Origin of the sequence: Konateibacter massiliensis (genome assembly GCF_900184995.1) — a bacterium.
In the GTDB taxonomy this organism is placed as follows: domain Bacteria; phylum Bacillota; class Clostridia; order Lachnospirales; family Lachnospiraceae; genus Lachnotalea; species Lachnotalea massiliensis.
Genome location: NZ_LT860098.1, coordinates 345,116 through 366,920, shown reverse-complemented (window position 1 = coordinate 366,920; position 21,805 = coordinate 345,116). Strand labels below are relative to the sequence as shown.

Below are 21,805 nucleotides of genomic sequence, written 5' to 3'. Positions count from 1 at the left end.
GATTTATGAGTTGGTCAGTTAATTTGGAGAATATCTCCAATCTGCGCAATTGTGAAGAAGTAGATATAAGAGAAATCAAGAATATTGAATTGCAAATACTGTTGGATTTTGCAGAATTTTGTGATAAAAATAATCTGCGATATGTACTGGCGGGAGGTACCTTATTGGGTGCTATTCGCCACCAGGGCTTTATTCCGTGGGATGATGACATTGATGTGCTGATGCCGCGCCCGGACTATGAAAAGTTTCAGGAGCTTACACAGGGAAAGTATGGAGATTATACAGTTCGCTCCATTGAGACACATCCGAAACTGCACACCAGACCGTTTATCAGAGTTGTAAATGACAATTATATGACAGAGCTGATAACATTGCCGAAGTTTCTTCCGCCTTGGCTTGACGTATTTCCGATGGACGGATTACCGGAAAAGATGTCAGAATGTGTACCGTATTTTAAAGAAGCTCGTAAGATCAAATGGCTGGTCAGAAGAAGTTGGGCACCGTATGAGCCGGGAAATCCAATACGAACGGCAATTAAGAAGGTGGCATTTGCACCATTGCGCCTAAAAGGGCATATTCATTTTTTGAGTAAACTACAAAACTATGGAAAACAGCTCAAGTATGACGAATGTAAATATGTAGGCTGTATTGTAGGAGGCGGGCATGGTATCCGGGAAAGAGTACCGAGAGAGTCGTTTGATAATAGGTTTAAAGTTAAGTTTGAAGGCTACGAATTCTGGGCGCCGGAAGGCTATGACTTATATTTGAGTAACTTGTATGGCAAGAATTATATGGGGCTCCCTTCCGAGGAGGAAAGAGAAATTCATATAATCAAATGTTGGAAGGTAAAATAGACAAAGGAGAATTCATCATGAATATAGTATTGTTGACGGCCGGAGGAACCGGAACAAGAATGCATAATAGTGTTCCGAAGCAGTTCATTAATGTAGAAGACAAGCCTTTAATTATTTATACAATGGAGAAATTCCAAGCGCATCCAAGCATTGATGCAATTGCGGTAGTTTGCCTGGAGGGATGGCTTGAGATTTTAAAGGCATACGCAAAGCAGTATGGGATCACAAAGCTCAAATGGGTTGTTGTGGGAGGCAGAACAGGACAGGAATCGATTTACAACGGACTTACCGCGGTGGCAAACGACTGTGACGGAGACGATATTATTATGATTCATGACGGTAACAGAGCGCTGGTATCCCATGATATTATTTCTGATTCTTTAAGTGTGTGTAAGGAATCGGGTTCCGCAGTGGCTGCAATCCCTTGTGTGGAAGCAGTGTTTGAACTGACTGAGGAAGGTGGAACGGAAGCAACTAAATCTATTTCAAGAGATTTACTGGTGCGTACTCAGACACCGCATACTTATCCGATTAAGAAACTTCTGTGGGCACATGAGGAAGGCAGAAAGCAGAATATAACCAATACGGCTGCATCCTGCGTACTGATGAATTTGTTAGGAGAAACGGTTTATTTTTCGATTGGCTCAGAAAAAAATCTGAAAATAACAACAAACGAAGATTTACAGATTTTTAGAGCGTTGTTGCATGTGCATGAAGGTTGAAGGAGAAAATAGATGTTGGAAGACTTAAAAAAACAAGTGTGTGAAAGCTATTTGGAGATGGAGAACAAAGGCTTTTTGGCATTAAAAAGAGGCTCAATATCAGCAATTGACCGTACGACAGGAAATGTTGTAATTGTTTCGAGAGAGGATAATACAGCACCTGAATATATATCGGTTATCAATAGTGAGGGTGCCTTGCTGGAAGGAAAGAAGCCGGCATTTGATTATGAAACTCATTTAGAGCTTTACAAAATATATGAAGATATTGATAACATATTATTTACACAATCAGGGTATACAATGGTATGGGCGCAGATGAGAGAAAGAATTCGTCCGTTTAGTACCTACCATACACAATATTTCCGAGGCGAGATTCAATATACAGAAGTTTTGCCAGAGGATGTGTCTGATAAAAACTATGATAAATCGGTTGCTAAAGCAATCAAAAGAGCTATGAAAGCTAGAAATACTGTGGATATGCCGGGGATTTTAGTTGCTCAGCACGGAGCCTACACCTGGGGAAAAACGCTAAAGCAGGTGACAGAGGTTGCGGCAGCACTGGAGGAAATTACCAAGAGTGCATGGCACATGGCAAGTATCTCAGGTTTGAATATGAATCAGATTCCATTTTGGGTTCAGGAAGCTAAGTTTGCGGAAGCAAAGCAGGAATAGAGGAGAAAAGGGATGTTATTAGATAGCAGAGTTTATATAGATGACATACAAAAAGCAATGGAAATGGATTTTCCGTGGGATAGGCTAAAGGGGAAAAGTATTTTGATAACCGGAGCAAACGGAATGATTGGTTCTTGTCTTGTCGATATTCTGCTATATAGGAACAGAATATTTCAGGAGGGTATAGAGATTTATGCCCTCGGAAGAAGTAAGGAAAAGCTGGAGCAAAGATTTTTAAGCGGAAAAAATCAAGATGTTGCACACTTACATATTGTTGTGCAGGATATCAGCCAGCCTTTAAATTTAGAGAGTAAGATAGATTTTATTATTCATGCTGCAAGTAATGCGAATCCGTATATGTTTGCAAAATATCCGGTGGATACCTTGATTGGAAATGTAATCGGAATGGAAAATCTTCTTAAATTCGCAGTGTCATCTCAGAGTGAGAGAGTATTATATGTCTCCTCGGGAGAAATGTATGGTCAGGCAGACGATACCGTGACTAACGGATTTACGGAGGATTACTGTGGGTATGTGGATTATTCCAGCCCGCGTGCCTGTTATCCGTCAGGTAAACGGGCAGCAGAGACCTTATGTCAATGCTATGCAGAGCAATATGGTATGGAGGTTGTCATCGCGCGTCCGTGTCATTGTTATGGACCGACTATGACCTTGGAAGATACCAGGGCAATGTCTCAATTTTTTAGAAAAGTATTAAATGGAGAGGACATCGTTTTGAAGAGCGATGGTTCTTTGGAACGCTCTCATTGCTATGTTGTGGATGCTGCTATGGCAATTTTATGGATACTCATATGTGGTGATAATCGAAATGCCTTTAATATAGCAGATCCAGACTCTCAAGCGACTGTCAAAGCACTTGCGGAATGTATTGCAGAGGCAGGAGGACAAAAAATAGTATTTGACTTGCCGGACACACTGGAGAAAAAGGGATTTTCACCAGTTCAGCGTGCGGTGCTGAATGCAGATAAAATACTCAAAACAGGTTGGAAGCCCATTACGCATTTGGCGGATGGGGCGAGAAAAACATTGTGTATATTGAAAGAGGCAAAATAGAATGTAAAGGCAGGCGGAAGGTTAATGTCCGGGCTGCCTTTGTTTGGACTGATTAGCACTGACAGGAAGTGTGGAGGAAAACAAATGAAGAAAAAATCGATTGATTATATAAAACAGCATGGTCTGATATTTGTTATTGTTTTGATGATAGGGATTGTGGCTAGCATGTCAGTGGCGGGTATGTGGATTAGTGGTTCTAGGTCATTTGATAAGCTGTATGATGTGGGTGAGGTTTATGAGGTTGATTGGTGGCAGAGACAGATAAATAATGGGGCTGGATGGGAGTATGACGAGAGTAGCGATATGGTTTCAATAAAAGAAAACAACGCTTCCAAAGTTTTCAATATAAGTAGAAAAGCCTATGTATGGAATTATTTTGTTGTAAAAATCGTAGATATGAATCAAGAAAGCATGAATTGGAATATAGCGTATTATAATGCTGATGGTGTGAAAATAGAATCAAATGATTATCAATTACAAGAAGGCATAAACCAGATACCAATCTTAACTAAAGAAAAAACGGTTAAAGTTTTAGTAACCGTAAATGAGCATCCTGGTTTAGAATTTAAGCTACAAGCAGTACAATTTAGAGAGACATATTTAAATTTTGCGCCTGAAAAATTTGTAAAGGTATTAATTTGCTTTATTCTAGCATATATGGTGATAGTGTTTAGTGCATATCTTATAATAAACAAATTTCATTTGAAAGGGAACCTTTATAAAGGTATAGATATATTGCAGATGTTATATATCCATATAGGAAATTTTATATTAAAGTATCGCCCTAAAATATCGAATAAAAATAGACATAGAGCAATTAGTTTACTTTTTGTATCAATAATATTATATTTGACTGTTATATTTAATATGAATTTATTTACTAAGAAGTATTCAACCAATTTATGTGTGTGTGTGGTTATATTTTGCGGAATTGTAATTTTGAGCATAGAAAAAAAGTTACACAAGGTGGATTGGAAAAATATTAGAATGATTTCTTGGATTATTCTTTTTGTTATGGCATGTATATCAGATTTGGCAGTGAGTAAAATATACTCAGGAGCAGGACTTGTTATGCTTCTTGTAATGGGGATGCTGTTTTTTATTTGGCATAATTCGGATGAACAGTATTTGTGGATAAGAGATTTTAGCAATGCAATACATCTGACTTTTATAGGTACTGTTGTTTTCTGCTTGGTATGCAGGCCAGAGCTTCCTGGAAAAAGATATTTGGGACTATTTTATAACCCTAATACATTTTGTGATTACCTTACCTTGGTTTTTGCGGTTGCATTAGGAACATGGACGAGTATAAGATTATCAGAGAAAAATTGGAAATATGAGATTTTGGTATGGCTAGAGTGGGTAGCAGTTTTGTTTTTTGCATGGAAGACGCAGTCAAGAGGAAATCTATTGGCTATGAGTGTGGTGTTTCTTTTTTACTGCATTTATTGGTGTAAGCTGAGAAAAGAGGTTTTTGGAAAGGTTAATTTTAGGTGGATCACAGTATTGGGAATAGTTATTATAATTCAAAATATTACAATGCAGTGGTCTGTGGAAAATCTTCCCTATATATTAAAAACGCAATTCACAATAGAAAGAGATGTATATAAGGATGAGGAAATATCGTTAAATTTAAATGAATGGTTTGTATTAAAAGTTGAGGCATCAAACAATATAATAAATGAAACGAAAGAATCTAACCGTATAATAAAATCTATAAGTGCAAAGAGTTTAGAGGAATTAACAAATGGAAGAACCACGTATTGGAAGGCCTATGCAAGGCAGATGAATTTATTGGGGCATGAGAAAAAAGGGACTGTGAATGGTAAAAGAACATCTGCTCATAATGCCTTTTTGGATATATCCCACAGATATGGTATTTTTATTATAATCCCATATTTGCTACTCTGGGGAAATCTACTGTTTAGAGGTGTAAAAAGAGTTTTCTTAGCAAAAAAAAGTTCCGATATGATGTTACCATTTGCAGTATGTGTAGGGTATTTTATGGTTGCCATGTCAGAGCCGTTAGAGCAGCCATTTTCATATGCTATTTGGATAGGAGCTTATTTTTTAATGGGAATTATGATGCAATCAGATAGGGAAGTTAAAAAATAATAGGGTTGTATAAGAAATGAAAAAAATGTATAATAAATGTTAGTATTTCATTTGGGGACAAGAAAATCCGAAACAGGAGCATGTAATAATGAGAAATTATAATTTAGAATTATATATAAAAAAGATTTTTTTTGTACTATATGATGTTGTTGCAATTATAGCAGCGTGTCAGATATCATTATTAATACGTTTTGAATTTGTGATTAATAATGGTAATAGAATTTACTTTGAAAGGGCAGTGGAGATATTACCTATTTTGATAGTATTAACACTCATCATATTTTATGTATTTAGGATGTATAATAGCATATGGACGTATGCAGGCGGGCGAGAACTATTTTATATTGCATGTGCCTGTGGGATTGCAAGTGTTTTATACCCTATTATTAGTATGATAGAAATACGTGAAAGAGTTCCGATGCCCCGTTCAAGCTATATTTTGTACCCTATTTTTCTGTTTATATTTGTATGCGTAGTAAGATATATTTATCGCTTGATACGCGGATTGATTGGGATGAGGGTGAATGCTCATTTCCGCCAAAGGGTACTGATTGTGGGTGCCGGAGCAGCAGCAAATGCACTGATTAAAGAAATAAACAGTAGTTCTCATTTGGAAATGGATGTGGTTGGACTGGTGGATGATGATCCTGTTAAAAAAGGGTCTTTTCTTCATGGAATAAAGGTTATGGGTAATAGGGAAGACATTCCCAAACTGGTGCAAAAGCTGGAGGTAGAGAAAATACTGATTGCGATTCCTACACTTCCGGAACGGGAAATGAAAGAAATATTAGATATATGTAAAGAAACTGGATGTGTTCTGGAGAGGCTTCCGGGAATGTATCAGCTGGCAAATGGTGAGATATCGGTTGCAAAGCTGAAGGAAGTAGATGTAAATGATTTACTTGGAAGAGAAGCAATCAGTGTAGATTTGACTTCAATTTTGGAATACGTTTCAGAAAAGGTAGTTATGGTTACTGGCGGAGGAGGTTCGATCGGAAGCGAGTTATGCAGACAGATTGCATTCCACAAGCCGCAAAAGCTTATTATAGTAGACATTTACGAGAATACAACCTATGACATACAAAACGAGTTAAAGAAGAAATTTCCGGAATTAGATTTGTATGCGTTTATTGCTTCTGTAAGAAATACAAAGAGAATAAATAAGATATTCGACGAGTTCAGACCGGATATTGTATACCATGCAGCAGCACATAAGCATGTGCCGCTGATGGAGGATAGCCCAAACGAGGCGGTAAAAAACAATGTGCTTGGTACGTGGAAGGTGGTTCAGGCTGCCGACAAATATCAGACAAAGAGATTTGTTATGATAAGTACAGATAAAGCTGTAAATCCTACGAACATTATGGGGGCGACAAAGCGCATTTGTGAGATGATTATACAGACGTATAATAACCGTTCCCAGACTGAATTCGTGGCAGTGAGATTTGGAAATGTATTGGGAAGTAACGGAAGCGTAATACCGCTGTTTAAAAAGCAGATATTGGCGGGAGGGCCGGTGACGGTAACGCATCCGGATATTGTGAGATATTTTATGACAATTCCTGAAGCGGTATCCTTGGTATTACAGGCAGGAGCCTATGCGAAGGGCGGCGAGATATTTGTATTGGATATGGGTGAGCCTGTAAAAATATTGGATTTAGCTAAAAACTTAATTCTTTTGTCAGGTCATAAGCCAGATGAAGATATAAAGATAGAATTTACTGGATTGCGCCCGGGCGAAAAAATGTATGAAGAAATGCTTATGAAGGAAGAGGGAATGCAGGACACACATAATAAGCTAATTCACATCGGAAAGCCAATTGATATGAATGAAGAAAAGTTTCTGAATCAATTGGAAGAAATAAAGGAGTACGTTGTACAGGAGCCGGATGATATCAGAGAATGGGTGCAGAGGATTGTTCCTACGTATTCAATACAAAATAAATAGATTTTATAGTAATTCAAAAATCATGTAAAAATAAAGTGTGAGAGTGTAAAAATGAAAAAAAGCAAAAAAATTTATGGTGTAGTAAAGAGAGTGACAGATGTTGTACTAAGCGGAGTGGGTTGTATTATTTTGTCTCCCGTTCTGATAATTCTTGCTGTTTTGATAAAGTTTGATAGTAAAGGACCGATATTGTTTAAACAAAAACGAGTCGGAATTAATAAGACACATTTTCAGATACTTAAATTCAGGACTATGTATATTGATACACCAAAGGATATGCCGACACATTTGCTTTCCGATCCAACGCAATATATAACAAAGGTTGGAAAGTTTTTACGAAAGACAAGTTTGGATGAACTACCCCAGATATTTAATATTTTAATAGGTGACATGAGTGTAATCGGTCCCCGACCAGCATTGTGGAATCAATATGATTTGATTGAAGAACGAGATAAATATGGTGCAAATGATATAAGACCGGGTTTAACCGGTTGGGCACAAATTAACGGAAGAGATGAACTGGAAATTCCCGTAAAAGCCGGATTGGACGGAGAATATGTAGAAAAAATGGGATTATTCTTTGATGTAAGATGTTTTGTTGGAACGGTATTTTCTGTTCTTAGATCTGACGGAATAGTGGAAGGCGGAACAGGCACAGCCAGTAAGGAAAAGGAATAAAATGAAAAGAATACTAATTACCGGTGCTAATAGCTACATTGGAATGTCGGTAGAAAATTGGCTTTCTGATTGTATAGAGTTTGAAGTTGATACAGTAGATACAAAAGATGGTGAGTGGAAAGAGACATCGTTTAAAGATTATGATGCGATATTTCATGTGGCTGGAATAGCTCATGCTGATGTCGGAAATGTATCTGATGAAACAAAGAAAAAATATTATGAAATAAATTGTGATTTAGCTGTTTCAGTTGCCCAGAAGGCAAAAGAGGAGAGTGTAGGACAGTTTATTTTTATGAGCAGTATCATTGTGTATGGAGATAGTGCACCATATGGCAAGGATAAGATGTTAAATGCTTCAACCAAGCCAAAACCAGCTAATTTTTATGGAGATAGTAAATTACAGGCAGAAAAAGGGCTTATGACATTGCAGGACGCAAGTTTTAAGGTAGTAATCATCAGACCGCCTATGATATACGGAAAAGGAAGTAAAGGGAATTATCAGATGTTATCTAAAATAGCACATAAAGTGCCGATTTTCCCTAAAATAGCAAATAGAAGAAGTATGCTTCATATAGATAATCTGTGTGAATTTATTAAGTTAATTATAATAAACGGAGATGAAGGAATATTTTTCCCTCAGAACAACGAATATGTATCAACCTCAGACATGGTAAGGCAGATTGCATTGACAAATGCAAAGAAAATATATTTTTTGAGAGGGATGGGATTTGCAGTAAAACTTGCCAGCAAGTTTCCGGGAAAGATAGGTGGATTAACCAATAAAGCGTTTGGAAATCTGACTTATGATATGGAAATGAGTAAATATGAAAAGGGAAATTATATTGTAAATACTTTTGAACAGTCTGTTCAGAAAACAGAAGGAAATGAGAAAAAAAAAGTATTATTTCTTGTAAACCATGACGTAGTAATATATAACTTCAGATTAGAATTGGTTGAAAGATTACTGAAAGAAGGACATGAGGTTATCATATCCTCACCTTATGGTGAGCGGATAGATGACTTATGCAATCTTGGCGCCAGATATGTTGAGACGCAGATTGAAAGGCATGGAACAAATCCATTTAACGATGTAAAGGTGATAAGGCGGTATTGCAAAATAATAAAAGATGAAAAGCCAGGTATAGTTCTTACTTACACAATTAAGCCTAATATATATGGTGGAATAGCCGCAAGGATATGTAAGACCAGATATGTTGCTAACATTACAGGGTTAGGAACTGCAGTTGAGCATGCAGGAGTTTTACAATTAATCACAACAGTTTTGTATAAGATTGCATTTAGAAAAATACAATGCATCTTTTTTCAAAATAATGAAAACAAAGTATTTTTTGAAAATAAAGTATCTACAAAATACTATACCCAGTTATTACCGGGATCGGGTGTTAATTTACAGCGGTTTCCTTTAATAGAGTATCCGAACTCTGATACAATTGAATTTATATTTATATCAAGAATAATGGAAGAAAAGGGAATTGAACAATATCTAGGTATGGCGGAATATATTCACCAAAGATATCCAGATACACGTTTTCATATATGCGGTTTTTGTGAGGAAAATTATGAGGAAAGATTAAAGTTATTGCAAGAAAAAGGAATAGTTTTATATCATGGAATGATTAGGAACGTAAGTGACTTTATAGCTCGGACACACTGTACCGTGCATCCATCTTTTTATCCAGAAGGGATGTCAAATGTTTGCCTAGAGAGTGCAGCATGCGGACGACCTGTTATAACTACTGATCGAAGTGGTTGTAAGGAGACGGTTGAAGATAACGTGACAGGATATATAGTGAAGCAACAAGACACAAAAGACTTGATTGAAAAGATAGAAAAGTTTTTGGCATTAAGCCATGAAGAACGTAAGCAAATGGGCTTGGAGGCTAGAAAAAAGGTAGAAAGCGAATTTGACAGGCAGATAGTTGTTGGGGCATATATGAAGGAGATAGAAAAACATTAAATGATGGAGAATAAATATTTATATGAAACGAATAATAAGAGCTGGAATATGTGAAGTTTTTACAATATGCAAATTTGTCTGGAAGAAAATATTTAATGGAAGTAAGTTTAAATTCGGGATTATCAATATATGCTCCCCTTTTTCGGAGGTAGAAATATCAAAAGGTGGAAGGATTGAAATAGGAGAAAAATTTAGGATGAGAGGCAACTGCCATCTACGTGTAAGAAAAGATGGGAACGTAATAATTGGAAAAAATGTAACGTGGAATTATGGCTGTATGGTGGTTTCTCACAAAAAAATAAAAATCGGTGATAATGTACAGTTTGGTCCGAATGTGCTGATATATGACCATGACCATGATTTTCGTGTGCAGGGTGGTTTGAATAATAAAGACTTTATTGTAGCACCGGTAGAAATAGGGAATAATGTGTGGATAGGAGCGAATAGCGTTATTCTACGTGGGACAAAAATAGGGAATAACTGTATTGTCGGAGCAGGAACTGTCTTAAAGGGAGAATATGCTGATAACAGTGTTATTGTTCAAAAACGTGAGACGGCAGTAACCAACATATAGCAATAAAGATGGATTTTTAAAGGGGTGTTTAGTAGTAAGATAAAAAACAATAATGAAATACGAGATATATGCGGAAAGGTGACCAAGTGATTATGGAATATATGGAAAATATGGAAAATACGGAAGGACTGGTTTCGATAATAGTTCCGGTGTATAATGCAGAAAACTTTGTGGCGAGAACAATAGACTCTGTTGTAAAGCAGAGTTATGCTAAAATAGAATTGATATTGGTCAATGATGGATCAAAGGATGCATCGGGACAAATTTGTGATGAGTGTGCAAAAGGACATTCTAATATTATGGTAATTCATCAGGTGAATTCAGGCCCCGGAAGTGCTAAAAATAAGGGGTTAGAGTTGGCGAAAGGTGAATACATCATATTTTTGGACTGTGATGATATGCTTGAAAAAAATGCAGTATTAAACTTGGTTAATAAAATGCATAAAACGAATGCAGACATGGTTATGCCTGATCGATATTACTGTATAGATGAAAACGATATAGTATTTGCGCAAAAATTTCATTTCAGTAAAGAATTGTGTATTGAAGACCCTGAATTATTTGCGCTAAAAGTTATGATGGGAGCCGGACGAGGATGGAGATCACATTCGTTGTTATTTAAAAAAGAAAGTCTTGATAAAAATAATATAAGATTTATATCAAGATCGACTGTTGACGACTATTTTTTCAATATAGAATGTATGAAGCATTTTGAAAAATTGGCATATATACAGGAATGTACAGTCTATTATAGAATGAGAAAAAATAGCATAACGTCCTCGTTTCATAAAAGTTTTATGAATATGATTTGGAAATTTGATACAGCGGCAGAAGAGTTTATTAGATACAAAAACATTGATGCTATTACCGCAAATAAGTATAAAAATGCGGTTGTTATAAGAACCGTTATTAACTATATTACGGATATTTTTTCATCTAAGGCATCGATGAGTTGGAAAGAGCGAATTAATATGGCTAAGATAATTGTGGATAATAAAAATGTTCAAGATAAGTTTAGGGGGGATTTTAGTGAAATATATTTTACCAAGGGTGTAGTTATATTATATTTTAAACTTATGCATAAGTTAATAAAATACAAAATGCACAATCTAATATATATCACAGCAAAAATTGGGGGGAGCAGAAGATAATATGAGAACTGTGTTAATTATACCATATTTCGGTGAATTTCCAAGCTATTTTCAAATTTTTTTAAATTCATGCAAAAATAATAAAGATTTTAATTGGATTATATATACAGATAATAATAAAATATATGATTATCCAGAAAATGTACTTGTTAAAAAAATATCTTTTAATGAAATGAAAGAAAAAATTTTGAAAAAATTTGATTTTTATTTTGAAATTAAAAGTGTGCATAAATTATGTGATTTAAAACCCGCATATGGTTATATATTTGAAGATGATATACAATGCTACGATTTTTGGGGATTTTGTGATTTGGATGTTGTGTGGGGAAAGTTGAATAATTTTATAACAGAGGAAATATTAAAGAAGTATGATAAGATATATACTGTAGGGCATTTGACCCTGTTTAGAAACAATTATGAAAATAACAGACGATTTATGAGCAAATATAAAGATGAATATTTGTATAAAAAGGCATTCTGTTATTCACGTGAATTAGTGTTTGATGAAGGTTTTCGAGGAAGTATAAATAACATATATGAAGAAAATAATTATCCTATGTATACTAAATTTGATTGTGCCGATATTTATACAAAATCTTCTAATTTTAGGATGGTTGGACTGGAAAACGATAGACATCTAGTTATATATGAGAACAAAAAAGGTATATTTTGGTGGAACAAAGGTCGATTACTATATATTTACAGAGAAAAAAATGAGATTTTAGAAAAAGAGTATGCATATATACACCTTCAAAAAAGAAAAATGAAGGTTAAAGGGAATGTATTATGTTCTGAGTCAATTAAAATTGTACCTAATGTTTTTGAAGAACAATTAGAACCAGTTACTAAAGAGAATTTTGACGAAATAAAAAAGAAGTATTTTAATATGCACTATTTTATTTTAAGAAGTAAAAACCTCAAATATAAAATAATGTTAAGATTAGGATTGCTTGATTGATGGAGAACTTATAATGCAATATTTAATTACAGTAGTTTTAATTATATTTCCGTTAGTATTGAAGGAAAAAAAATGGATTAGATATATTCAAATACTCTGGTTGTGGATATTAATTGGTGGTTGCTATTTAAATGTGGATACACCTGGTTATAAATCTGTATTTGATAATATAGGTACAATTAAACTCACAATAGAGTTTTTTTATAATTTAATATGTATAGTATTTCTAAAATTAGGATTATCATATCAATCCTTGGTGATGTTTTGGGCAGCGTTATTTATTTTTATTTTGGATAGAGGGATTGTAAAATTAACGGATAAGCCTCAAGCAGTATATAGCTTTATGTATATATTTCCATTGATTGATAATATTGTACAATTGAAAAATTTTGCGGCTTTTGCTGTGTTGATTTTTGCTTTGCACTATCTTTTGGAGGATGATGTAAAAAGTATTTTTAAGTACATTTTATGTATTGCTTTTGCAACAGTGCAACATAGTGCCTATATCATATATTTATTATTAGTAATAATTCCATTTGTTCGTAAAAATAAAAGGTATATGGTAATATATGTATTGACGTTACCTGCTATTACAACTATATTACCGCAATTAATAAATACAGTTGGAAGGTTAGTTACAACAGATGCAGTCGTTGATTTATATTTAAGCAGTTTACCCAAGTTTAGTACTTCGTTCATATTACTTATTTGGCAGATGAGCAGTTTAATATTACTTTGTTTTTTTACTAGAGGAAATTGTGCATTGGTGTGGAAGAAACAGTTTTCTTGCCGATATAATATGAAGCGGCACGAGGAAAAAGTTGTGGAATTAATCATATTGGTGAATTTGTGTTTCCTTCTGATTTGTAGTTTGTATTTTGTCGATGCAATTTTTCAGAGACTTTCAAGAAATTTATTAGTTTTAGATGGAATAGCTTATTCTATACTTTGGAAATATCAGCAGAAAACTTTAGAAAAATATCTTCAGATATTAATTTGGATAATATTTTTATTTTTTTCGGCATTAGCGTTTTATGCATTAAGCGGCAATGCATGGAATTCCAATAAAATTGCACTGGAAAATAATATATTTTGGAGATAATAGTTCTGCTTAATTTAGGAGAGAAAACATGAAAACTATGATAAGTGTTTGCTGTATAACTTATAATCATGAGGAATATATCAAAGATACATTAGAAGGAATACTATGCCAGAAGTTTGATAAAACATATGAAATTATTATACATGATGATGCCTCGAATGATGGAACGGTAGAAATACTTAAAAAATATCAAAGAAAATATCCTGATAAAATAAAATTATTATTGGAGGAAGAAAATCAGTACCAATATGGTAAAAAAATGTTTTATGAGGATATAAAAATCGCAGAAGGAAAATATATTGCTCTGTGTGAGGGAGACGATTACTGGTGTGACGAAAACAAGTTACAAAAACAATATGATTTCATGGAAAAAAATACAGAAATATCTTATCTGTGTCATGGAGCATATATGGAGGTATATGGTAATAAGAAACAAGAAGAACTAAGGGCTTTTGATTGTGAGCGGATGATAGAATTAGAGGCTGTGTTAGAAAAGGGGTGGATATTTCCGACGGCTTCCTTGTTTTTAAGACGGTCATGTTTCAGTACTGTATCTAAATTTTATTTAGGGGCTCCTATAGAAGATGAGCCGATAAAGTTATTGTGTTTGTCACGGGGAAAAGGTTTTTATATGAATTCTTTGATGTGCGTGTACAGAAAAAATCATCCTGGAAGCTGGAATAAAGTTGTAAAGCACGATAAGGAAAAACGGTTGGAACATCATAGAGCTAAGGTGAAAATGTATCAAGAATTTAATGATGATACGAATGGAAAATATTATAAGTCCATAGAAGATGCAATAATATTGGAAGAATTTAATATTATTATGACAAATCAGACATATGGAGAATTGCGTAGTGATAAATATAAAAATATTGTTAATGCTTTAAATACTAAAGCAAGAATTAGGTTAAGTATAGCAGCTCGCATTCCGAAAGTATATAAGACTATTTTAAAAATATATAAAGTGTGCATGAGTAAAGGCAATTGAAGGAAAAAATGAATACAAAAAATATTGGATTTAAACGTAATATAATTTATGCATTTAGTGCTCAAAGTATTTCTTTATTACTTAGTTTAACGATGGCTCTTGTAATACCTAAAATTATTGGTGTAGAGCAGTATGGGTACTGGCAGCTATTTTTGTTTTATGTGGGATATGTAGGATATGCACTTCTTGGTGTTAATGATGGAATATATTTAAGAATTGGCGGGCAAGATTATAAAAACTTAAATTTTAAAAAGCTCGGTGCAAATTATTGGATATCTATGTTTGAACAGCTAGTATTTGCCACGATTGCAGCAATTGTATTTTTTGGCTATGCTGATAATTATGAAAGAAAATATGTGCTTATAGCAGTTTGTATTTTTTGGATTATAAATAATGCAACGGGTTTTCTTTCATCAGTTTTGCAGGCAGTTAATAGAACATATCAATTCTCAACCAGTGTTATGATAGAAAAATCAGTTTTTCTGATATTTTTAGTTATTGTCTTTCTGTTTGGTAATATAGATTTTAAAAATATTATTATGGGATATATAGTATCGAGAATAACGGCGATGTTATATAGCGTTTATTGCTGTAGAGATTTGGTTTTTGGAGGAGTTCATTACGATAAGGAAATTTTTCGTGACAGAGCTGAAAACATAAAGGTTGGTGCAGTTTTACTAATATCAGGTGTTGTTAGTGTGCTGATTTTAGGAGTTGGAAGGCAAATAATTGATTGGCATTGGGGGGTTGAGACATTTGCTATTGTTTCTTTTTCGCTTTCTATGACTAACTTTTTTTTGCAATTTATTAATCAAATAGGTATGGTAATGTTTCCTATGCTTAGAATCATCACTGATAGCAAAAAGTTAGAGGTATATCAAATTGCAAGAGTTATTTTATCACATTTATTAACTGGAATATTGATATTGTATATACCGCTTGTAAGTATATTGGAAATTTGGCTTCCGGAATATCAAACAAGTTTTCGGTATTTGATTTTCACTCTTATAATATGTATTTTTGACGGAAAAATGCAAATGTTGTTTTCGACATATATGAAAGTATTGAGAAAAGAAAGGGCATTGTTGATAATTAACATTGCATCACTTGCAGTCAGCATAGCATTATGTTTTATTAGTGCATATGTTTTTAATAATTTTTCAATGGTAGTGCTTTGCATGGCATTGGCAATAGTAATTAGAAGTGTAATTTCAGAGATTTATATAGGAAGTATATTAAATAGAAAATTTTATAAATTATTAATAATGGAAATAGCTTTAGCTGCTATTTTTATAGCGATTACGTGGTTGCATGCTGGAATAAAGAGCTTTATAATATACTTTGTAATATATTCTATTAGTTTGTATATAGATAAGAATAAGCTAAAAGAGGCAGTAAAGTATATAGTAGGTAGGAGATAATAGATGAATAGTTTTTATACAATTGATGAGTTAAATGAATTAGGTTTAAAGTGCATAGGTCGAAATGTAAAGATCAGCAAAAAGGCGAGTATATATGGTGGAGCTGATATTGAGATTGGTAATAATGTACGCATTGATGATTTTTGTATTTTAAGCGGTAACATAATTATTGGAAATTATATACATGTTGCTGCATATACAGGATTATTTGGCGGAGATGAAGAGGCGGGAATAGAGATAAAAGATTTTGCGAATATTTCTTCAAAAGTTGTAATATATGCAATCAGTGACGATTATTCAGGAGAAACTATGACTAGTCCTTTGATTCCGGAAGAATATAAGAAAGTACAGAAAAAGAAAGTTATTATAGGGGAAAATACTATTATTGGAACTGGGACAAGTATTTTACCAGGAGTAATTGTTTCTGATGGCTGTGCAATAGGGGCAATGAGCTTAGTTAATAAAACAACAGATGCGTGGAAGATATATGCAGGGATTCCAGCAAAATGTTTAAAGGAAAGAAAAAGAGATTTATTAGAAAAAAAAGAGGAATTTATAAAATGCAGAAAGGAAACAGAATAATGGAAAAAATACAGGTTACTAGGTCATCCATGCCGGATTATGAAGAGTACATAGAGGAGATTAAGTCTATATGGGATTCGCATTGGCTAACTAATATGGGTGCTTTTCATCAAAAACTTCAAGGACAATTAAAAGAATATTTACAGGTAGAACAAATATCTTTGTTCACAAACGGACACTTAGCGTTAGAGTTGGCGATTCAAGCGATGAATTTATCAGGTGAGGTAATAACGACACCATATACTTTTGCTTCCACAACCCATGCAATAGTGAGAAATAATTTGACTCCTGTTTTTTGTGATATCAAACCAGATACATACACAATAGATGAAGATAAAATTGAAAGTTTAATTACAGATCGAACCACAGCAATAATACCTGTTCATGTATATGGAAATATATGCAACATTGAAAAGATTGAAGAGATAGCAAAAAAGTATGGCTTAAAAGTTATTTATGATGCGGCACATGCATTTGGAATTAAATATAAGGGAAAGGGTATCGGTGCATATGGAGATGCATCTATGTTTAGTTTTCATGCAACAAAGGTATTTAATACAATTGAGGGTGGTGCAATTTGTTTTAATGACAAAGAGCTTGAAAAGCCATTGTCACAATTAAAAAATTTTGGCATCAGAAATGAAGAAGTCATTGATGGTGTAGGCTCAAATGCAAAGATGAATGAATTTCAGGCAGCAATGGGAGTATGTAATTTAAGACATGTCGAAGAAGAGATTATAAAAAGAAAAGCGGTAGTAGAACGATACAGAGATAATTTGAAAAACATTGATGGAATAAAATTACCTTATGTTCAAGAGGGTGTTGAAGCTAATTACGCATATTTTCCTATTGTTGTTAACGAAAAATTGTTTGGAACTACAAGAAATGATATATACGATAGATTGAAGGAATTTGATATATATACAAGAAAATATTTTTATCCACTGACTAATACATTTGATTGTTTTCATGGAAGATATGATGTGGAGGATACACCGGTGGCATTGCATATATCAAAGAGAGTTTTGACGTTACCTCTATATGCGGATTTAACAATGGAGCAAGTTGATTTTATTTGTGATAAAATCAAAAAAATACAGCAGTAAATGGAGGATGATAATGGCTAAGGAGAGAAATTCTAGTATAGAATTATTAAGAATTATTTCATTATTAATGATAATGTGTATGCATGGCTTTGGCAATACATTTGCATTGTTTGGTGGCTTGGATGTATTTAACAGTAGGGTATTTATTTTTATTAATTCCTTATTTAACTGTGGTGTTACCTGCTTTATCTTAATTACCGGTTACTATGGTATAAAAGGCGTTAGCCTTAAGAAAATTGTCCTATTTGAAAGTATGATGATATTTTATATGGTGTTATCGTGGATAATTAAAATTGTAGCTGGTGACTTTACTTCAAAGCTAGATATGATTATCTTCTTAGTGAAAGCCTGTATACCATTTGCATCCCGAATCAATTGGTTTTATTCTTGTTATATGGTTTTATACTTATTGTCTCCGTTTCTTAACTTACTATGCGAAAAATTTGGGAAAACTATATTAATAAAGTTTATTGCTCTATTGTTTATTCTATTTTCTATCTTTCCAACAATGTTTTATTTTGAAATAATGCAGGATTATGGCAAAGGTGTTGTTAATGTAATACTGATATATTTGATTGGAAGAGTAATTGCAATGTATTTTGATAATATTAAGATGCCAGGAAAATGGTTTTTGGGGATAATAACAGGCATTCACTTTGGACTAGATTTGACGATTTATGAAATTACAAATGGTATTCATAATATTTTTTCTAGAGATAATAATGTTTTGGTTATTGTAGCTTCTATATGGTTATTTTACTACTTTAAGTCTAAGAATTTTTATATAAAGAGTGTTAATATTGCAGCAACATATGTTTTCCCAATATTGGTATTCCATAGTATGATAATGAAGTTGGCGATGACAAAATTAATCCCAAAATTGTCAGTTTTAAAATATCAGAATTCAAAACAGTTAAGTTTGATAATTTTGTTATATATATTTATTCTAATAATAATTATCGCTATTGTGGAATGTATACGAAGAAAAGTGTTTTTAAATTTGGAAATAAAGGTTGCTAATCTGATTGAAAGGATATACTTTAAGATTGAAGGTGAATTTAAAAAGCATATTTATAGGAAGAAAGAGGTTAAATGATAATGAATACTACTAATAATGAAATTGACATAGAAGAATTATTATGGGCAATTTTACTAAAGTGGAGAATGGTTATTGCATTTGCAGTTACATTTGCAGTGATGTTTGCTGGAGTAATATATGCTAGAGATATCAAAAACTATGATAGTACACCTAGTGAACAAGTGGATGAGAGTGTTGAGGATATTTTAGGTAATTTAACAAATGATGAACAGCAAGGCTTATATGCATTGTTGAATGCAGAAGAATTACTAAATAGCAGTATGTCTTATAATAATAGTTCAAAACGGATGACTATAGACCCTTATGAGGCCAAAACAGCGATTATAAATTACTATATAGTAGCAGATTTAGGTGAAACCACGGATGAAGAAATTAAAAAGTATGAGAATACTATTGCTAATTCATATGTAAAAAAATTGGATAGCCAAAAGTTAGCAGAAATTGTTTCAGAATATAGCAATGAAAAACTGGATTTAGCATATGCAGATGAACTTATAACAAGTAACGTTAATGCGGGTGATTCAATATTAACGATACAAATATTATATGATGATAGTTCAAAGCTAGAAAGTATGATGAAGAAAATTGAAGCGGAAGTTAATGAGGCTAAAGAAAGTATTGATACAATGGTAGGAAGTCACGAAATACAGCTTTTGGCTGAATATATTACTGAAGGAACAAATGAAGAGCTTGTTACTTACCAAAGTAAGCAATGGGATATACTTAATGGAATGATTGCCAAGGTAGGCACATTGAAAAATAATTTAGATGACAAGCAAAAAGCGGCCTATGAAAAGATTATACAGAACAATGATGAGACCGCGAAAACAACGGAAATCAATACACCTACCAAGCCATTATTGAATAAAAAATATACTTTAATGGGAGGATTTTTAGGCATTATTTTTTCGTGTATTATTGTGGCGATTCAGGTGCTTTTTAATAACAAATTACAACATGCAGAAGATATAAAGAAACTTTATGATGTTAAGCTTTTGGGGAGTATTTCGAAAGACATTAAAACTAAAAAGAGTGTATTTTATCAAATTGATGAACTGTTTTTGAGACTAAAAGATGGCAAAAAGCCAAAATTGGATGCAGGATTACAAATAGAGTTTTTAAAAGACAAGCTACAGCTAATAAGTGATAAAACAGATGTAGATAATATCTATTTGGCAAGCAGTAACATGAAAATGCTAGGCGAAGAGACTATCAAGGAAATAACTGAATTAATAGAAACATGTGATGTTAAAGTAAAAGTCGGTAAAAGTATTCAGACAGACATAGAGGCGTTAAGAGAGATGCTTCAAATAAAAAATGTAATTATTATCGAAAAACTGGGAACTTCATTACAGTCTGAAATAGAAGGAGAAATTAATAAAATTAAGGAATACGATCTTCGGTTACTGGGAGGTATAGTAATTTCGTAAATATAATTCCAATAGTCTAAGGTTTAGTGTTACAGTATAGGAGGTCATAAATGAAAATAGCAGTTGCAGGAACAGGATACGTAGGATTGGTTGCTGGAGTATGTTTTGCAGAGGTGGGACATAATGTACTTTGTGTGGATATAGATGAGAAAAAGGTGGAAACCATGAGGCAGGGGGTTTCACCAATATATGAAGCAGATTTAGAAGAACTTATGGTAAAAAATTACAAAGAAGGCAGACTTGAATATACAACAAACTATAAGCAGGCTTATAAGGATGCAGACGTAATTTTTATTGGAGTAGGAACTCCGGAACAGCCAGATGGTTCTGCTAATATGACATATGTTGCAAATGTAGCGAGGCAGATAGCTGAAACAGTGGAAAAGGATTGTTTGGTAGTAGTAAAATCAACAGTACCGGTTGGGACGAATGATAAGGTGGAGCAATTTATTAAGGATTCTCTTTTAAGAGATGTTCAGGTTCGGGTGGCTAGTAATCCTGAATTTTTGGCACAGGGAACAGCTGTTAGAGATACACTGCATGCCGCTCGTATTATAATTGGAACGGAAGATAAAGAAGCCGAGCAGTTATTGAGAGAAATATATGAACCATTTAAGCTTCCGATTGTATGTGTAAGTAGACGGAGTGCTGAAATGATAAAATATGCAAGCAATGATTTCTTGGCATTAAAAATCTCCTATATGAATGACATAGCCAACTTATGTGAATTGGTTGGTGCTAATATAGAAGATGTTGCCAAGGGAATGTCATATGACAGCAGAATTGGAGAGAAGTTTTTAAATGCAGGTATCGGATACGGAGGAAGCTGTTTTCCAAAAGATACAAAGGCATTAAGCTGGTTGGCAAATCAATATGGATATGAATTAAAGACGATTAAAGCGGCAATTGATGTAAATGAAGCTCAGAAAGTTAGCTTGTATAAAAAAGCTTGTAAAAGACTGATTACTTTTAATGGTTTGAAAGTTGCCATTCTAGGACTTACATTTAAGCCCGGCACAGATGATCTTCGTGAAGCTCCGTCCTTAGATAATATTCCATTATTGATTGAACAGGGGGCAGACATCTATGCATATGACCCGGTAGGAATGGATAATTTTAAGGAAAAACATGGGACAGGAATAACCTATGCTTTTTCTGTAGAAGAGGCGTTGCAGGGAGCACAAGTATGCTTTATATTTACAGAATGGCAGGAATTTAAGGAATTAAAACCGGAGAAATTTAAAGAGTTAATGCGTACTGCGCTTGTGTATGATGGAAGAAATCTTTTTGATTTAGATAAAATGAAGGAAGCAGGAGTAGAATACTATTCTGTTGGACGGAGCATATAAT

General features: G+C 33.6%; 19 protein-coding genes. All 19 read left to right on the top strand.

Annotation, left to right across the window (positions count from 1 at the left end; translation table 11 throughout):
* Nucleotides 1-5 precede the first annotated feature (5 nt).
* The 19 genes from CTY48_RS03000 (at nucleotide 6) to CTY48_RS02910 (ending at nucleotide 21,804) form a co-directional block, all read left to right on the top strand.
* Nucleotides 6-854, top strand: a complete 849-nt coding sequence (locus CTY48_RS03000) for a LicD family protein (RefSeq protein ID WP_099467035.1) — start codon at nucleotides 6-8, stop codon at nucleotides 852-854.
* A gap of 17 nt (nucleotides 855-871) precedes the next feature.
* Nucleotides 872-1,576 (top strand): IspD/TarI family cytidylyltransferase, encoded by a 705-nt coding sequence (locus tag CTY48_RS02995; RefSeq protein WP_099467498.1) that lies wholly within the window; start codon nucleotides 872-874, stop codon nucleotides 1,574-1,576.
* Nucleotides 1,577-1,588: 12 nt separating this feature from the next.
* Nucleotides 1,589-2,248, top strand: coding sequence for a class II aldolase/adducin family protein (locus CTY48_RS02990; RefSeq protein WP_099467034.1), 660 nt, complete (start codon nucleotides 1,589-1,591; stop codon nucleotides 2,246-2,248).
* A 12-nt stretch (nucleotides 2,249-2,260) separates the two neighbouring features.
* Nucleotides 2,261-3,322, top strand: coding sequence for an NAD-dependent epimerase/dehydratase family protein (locus CTY48_RS02985; RefSeq protein ID WP_099467033.1), 1,062 nt, complete (start codon nucleotides 2,261-2,263; stop codon nucleotides 3,320-3,322).
* Between the two features lie 84 nt (nucleotides 3,323-3,406).
* Nucleotides 3,407-5,437 (top strand): O-antigen ligase family protein, encoded by a 2,031-nt coding sequence (locus CTY48_RS02980; protein ID WP_099467032.1) that lies wholly within the window; start codon nucleotides 3,407-3,409, stop codon nucleotides 5,435-5,437.
* A gap of 88 nt (nucleotides 5,438-5,525) precedes the next feature.
* A complete protein-coding gene (locus CTY48_RS02975; RefSeq protein ID WP_099467031.1) occupies nucleotides 5,526-7,385 on the top strand; it encodes a polysaccharide biosynthesis protein in 1,860 nt (619 codons plus the stop codon).
* 51 nt (nucleotides 7,386-7,436) lie between these two features.
* A complete protein-coding gene (locus tag CTY48_RS02970) occupies nucleotides 7,437-8,063 on the top strand; it encodes a sugar transferase (protein ID WP_099467030.1) in 627 nt (208 codons plus the stop codon).
* 1 nt (nucleotide 8,064) lies between these two features.
* Nucleotides 8,065-10,041, top strand: a complete 1,977-nt coding sequence (locus tag CTY48_RS19995; protein ID WP_099467029.1) for a glycosyltransferase — start codon at nucleotides 8,065-8,067, stop codon at nucleotides 10,039-10,041.
* 22 nt (nucleotides 10,042-10,063) lie between these two features.
* Nucleotides 10,064-10,615: an acyltransferase gene (locus tag CTY48_RS02960; protein WP_099467028.1), complete on the top strand. Its 552-nt coding sequence runs from the start codon at nucleotides 10,064-10,066 to the stop codon at nucleotides 10,613-10,615.
* A gap of 92 nt (nucleotides 10,616-10,707) precedes the next feature.
* Nucleotides 10,708-11,766, top strand: a complete 1,059-nt coding sequence (locus CTY48_RS02955; RefSeq protein WP_180272623.1) for a glycosyltransferase family 2 protein — start codon at nucleotides 10,708-10,710, stop codon at nucleotides 11,764-11,766.
* A gap of 1 nt (nucleotide 11,767) precedes the next feature.
* Complete coding sequence (locus tag CTY48_RS02950) at nucleotides 11,768-12,724, top strand: DUF6625 family protein (RefSeq protein ID WP_099467026.1); 957 nt, start codon at nucleotides 11,768-11,770, stop codon at nucleotides 12,722-12,724.
* A gap of 13 nt (nucleotides 12,725-12,737) precedes the next feature.
* The gene (locus CTY48_RS02945) at nucleotides 12,738-13,826 is read left to right on the top strand and encodes an EpsG family protein (RefSeq protein ID WP_099467025.1); all 1,089 of its coding nucleotides are present in this window, start codon (nucleotides 12,738-12,740) and stop codon (nucleotides 13,824-13,826) included.
* 28 nt (nucleotides 13,827-13,854) lie between these two features.
* Entirely contained in the window at nucleotides 13,855-14,817 is a 963-nt protein-coding gene (locus tag CTY48_RS02940; RefSeq protein ID WP_099467024.1) for a glycosyltransferase, read from the top strand.
* An 8-nt stretch (nucleotides 14,818-14,825) separates the two neighbouring features.
* Nucleotides 14,826-16,238, top strand: a complete 1,413-nt coding sequence (locus tag CTY48_RS02935) for a lipopolysaccharide biosynthesis protein (RefSeq protein ID WP_143452686.1) — start codon at nucleotides 14,826-14,828, stop codon at nucleotides 16,236-16,238.
* Between the two features lie 3 nt (nucleotides 16,239-16,241).
* Complete coding sequence (locus CTY48_RS02930) at nucleotides 16,242-16,820, top strand: acyltransferase (RefSeq protein WP_099467022.1); 579 nt, start codon at nucleotides 16,242-16,244, stop codon at nucleotides 16,818-16,820.
* Nucleotides 16,820-17,926, top strand: a complete 1,107-nt coding sequence (locus tag CTY48_RS02925) for a DegT/DnrJ/EryC1/StrS family aminotransferase (protein WP_236354711.1) — start codon at nucleotides 16,820-16,822, stop codon at nucleotides 17,924-17,926. The genes CTY48_RS02930 and CTY48_RS02925 overlap by 1 nt, the downstream gene beginning before the upstream one ends.
* A gap of 13 nt (nucleotides 17,927-17,939) precedes the next feature.
* Nucleotides 17,940-19,022 (top strand): acyltransferase family protein, encoded by a 1,083-nt coding sequence (locus CTY48_RS02920; RefSeq protein ID WP_099467020.1) that lies wholly within the window; start codon nucleotides 17,940-17,942, stop codon nucleotides 19,020-19,022.
* On the top strand, nucleotides 19,019-20,455 hold the full coding sequence (locus tag CTY48_RS02915; protein WP_143452685.1) for a hypothetical protein: 1,437 nt from the start codon (nucleotides 19,019-19,021) through the stop codon (nucleotides 20,453-20,455). The genes CTY48_RS02920 and CTY48_RS02915 overlap by 4 nt, the downstream gene beginning before the upstream one ends.
* Before the next feature lie 50 nt (nucleotides 20,456-20,505).
* On the top strand, nucleotides 20,506-21,804 hold the full coding sequence (locus tag CTY48_RS02910) for a UDP-glucose dehydrogenase family protein (RefSeq protein ID WP_099467018.1): 1,299 nt from the start codon (nucleotides 20,506-20,508) through the stop codon (nucleotides 21,802-21,804).
* Nucleotide 21,805: the final 1 nt, after the last annotated feature.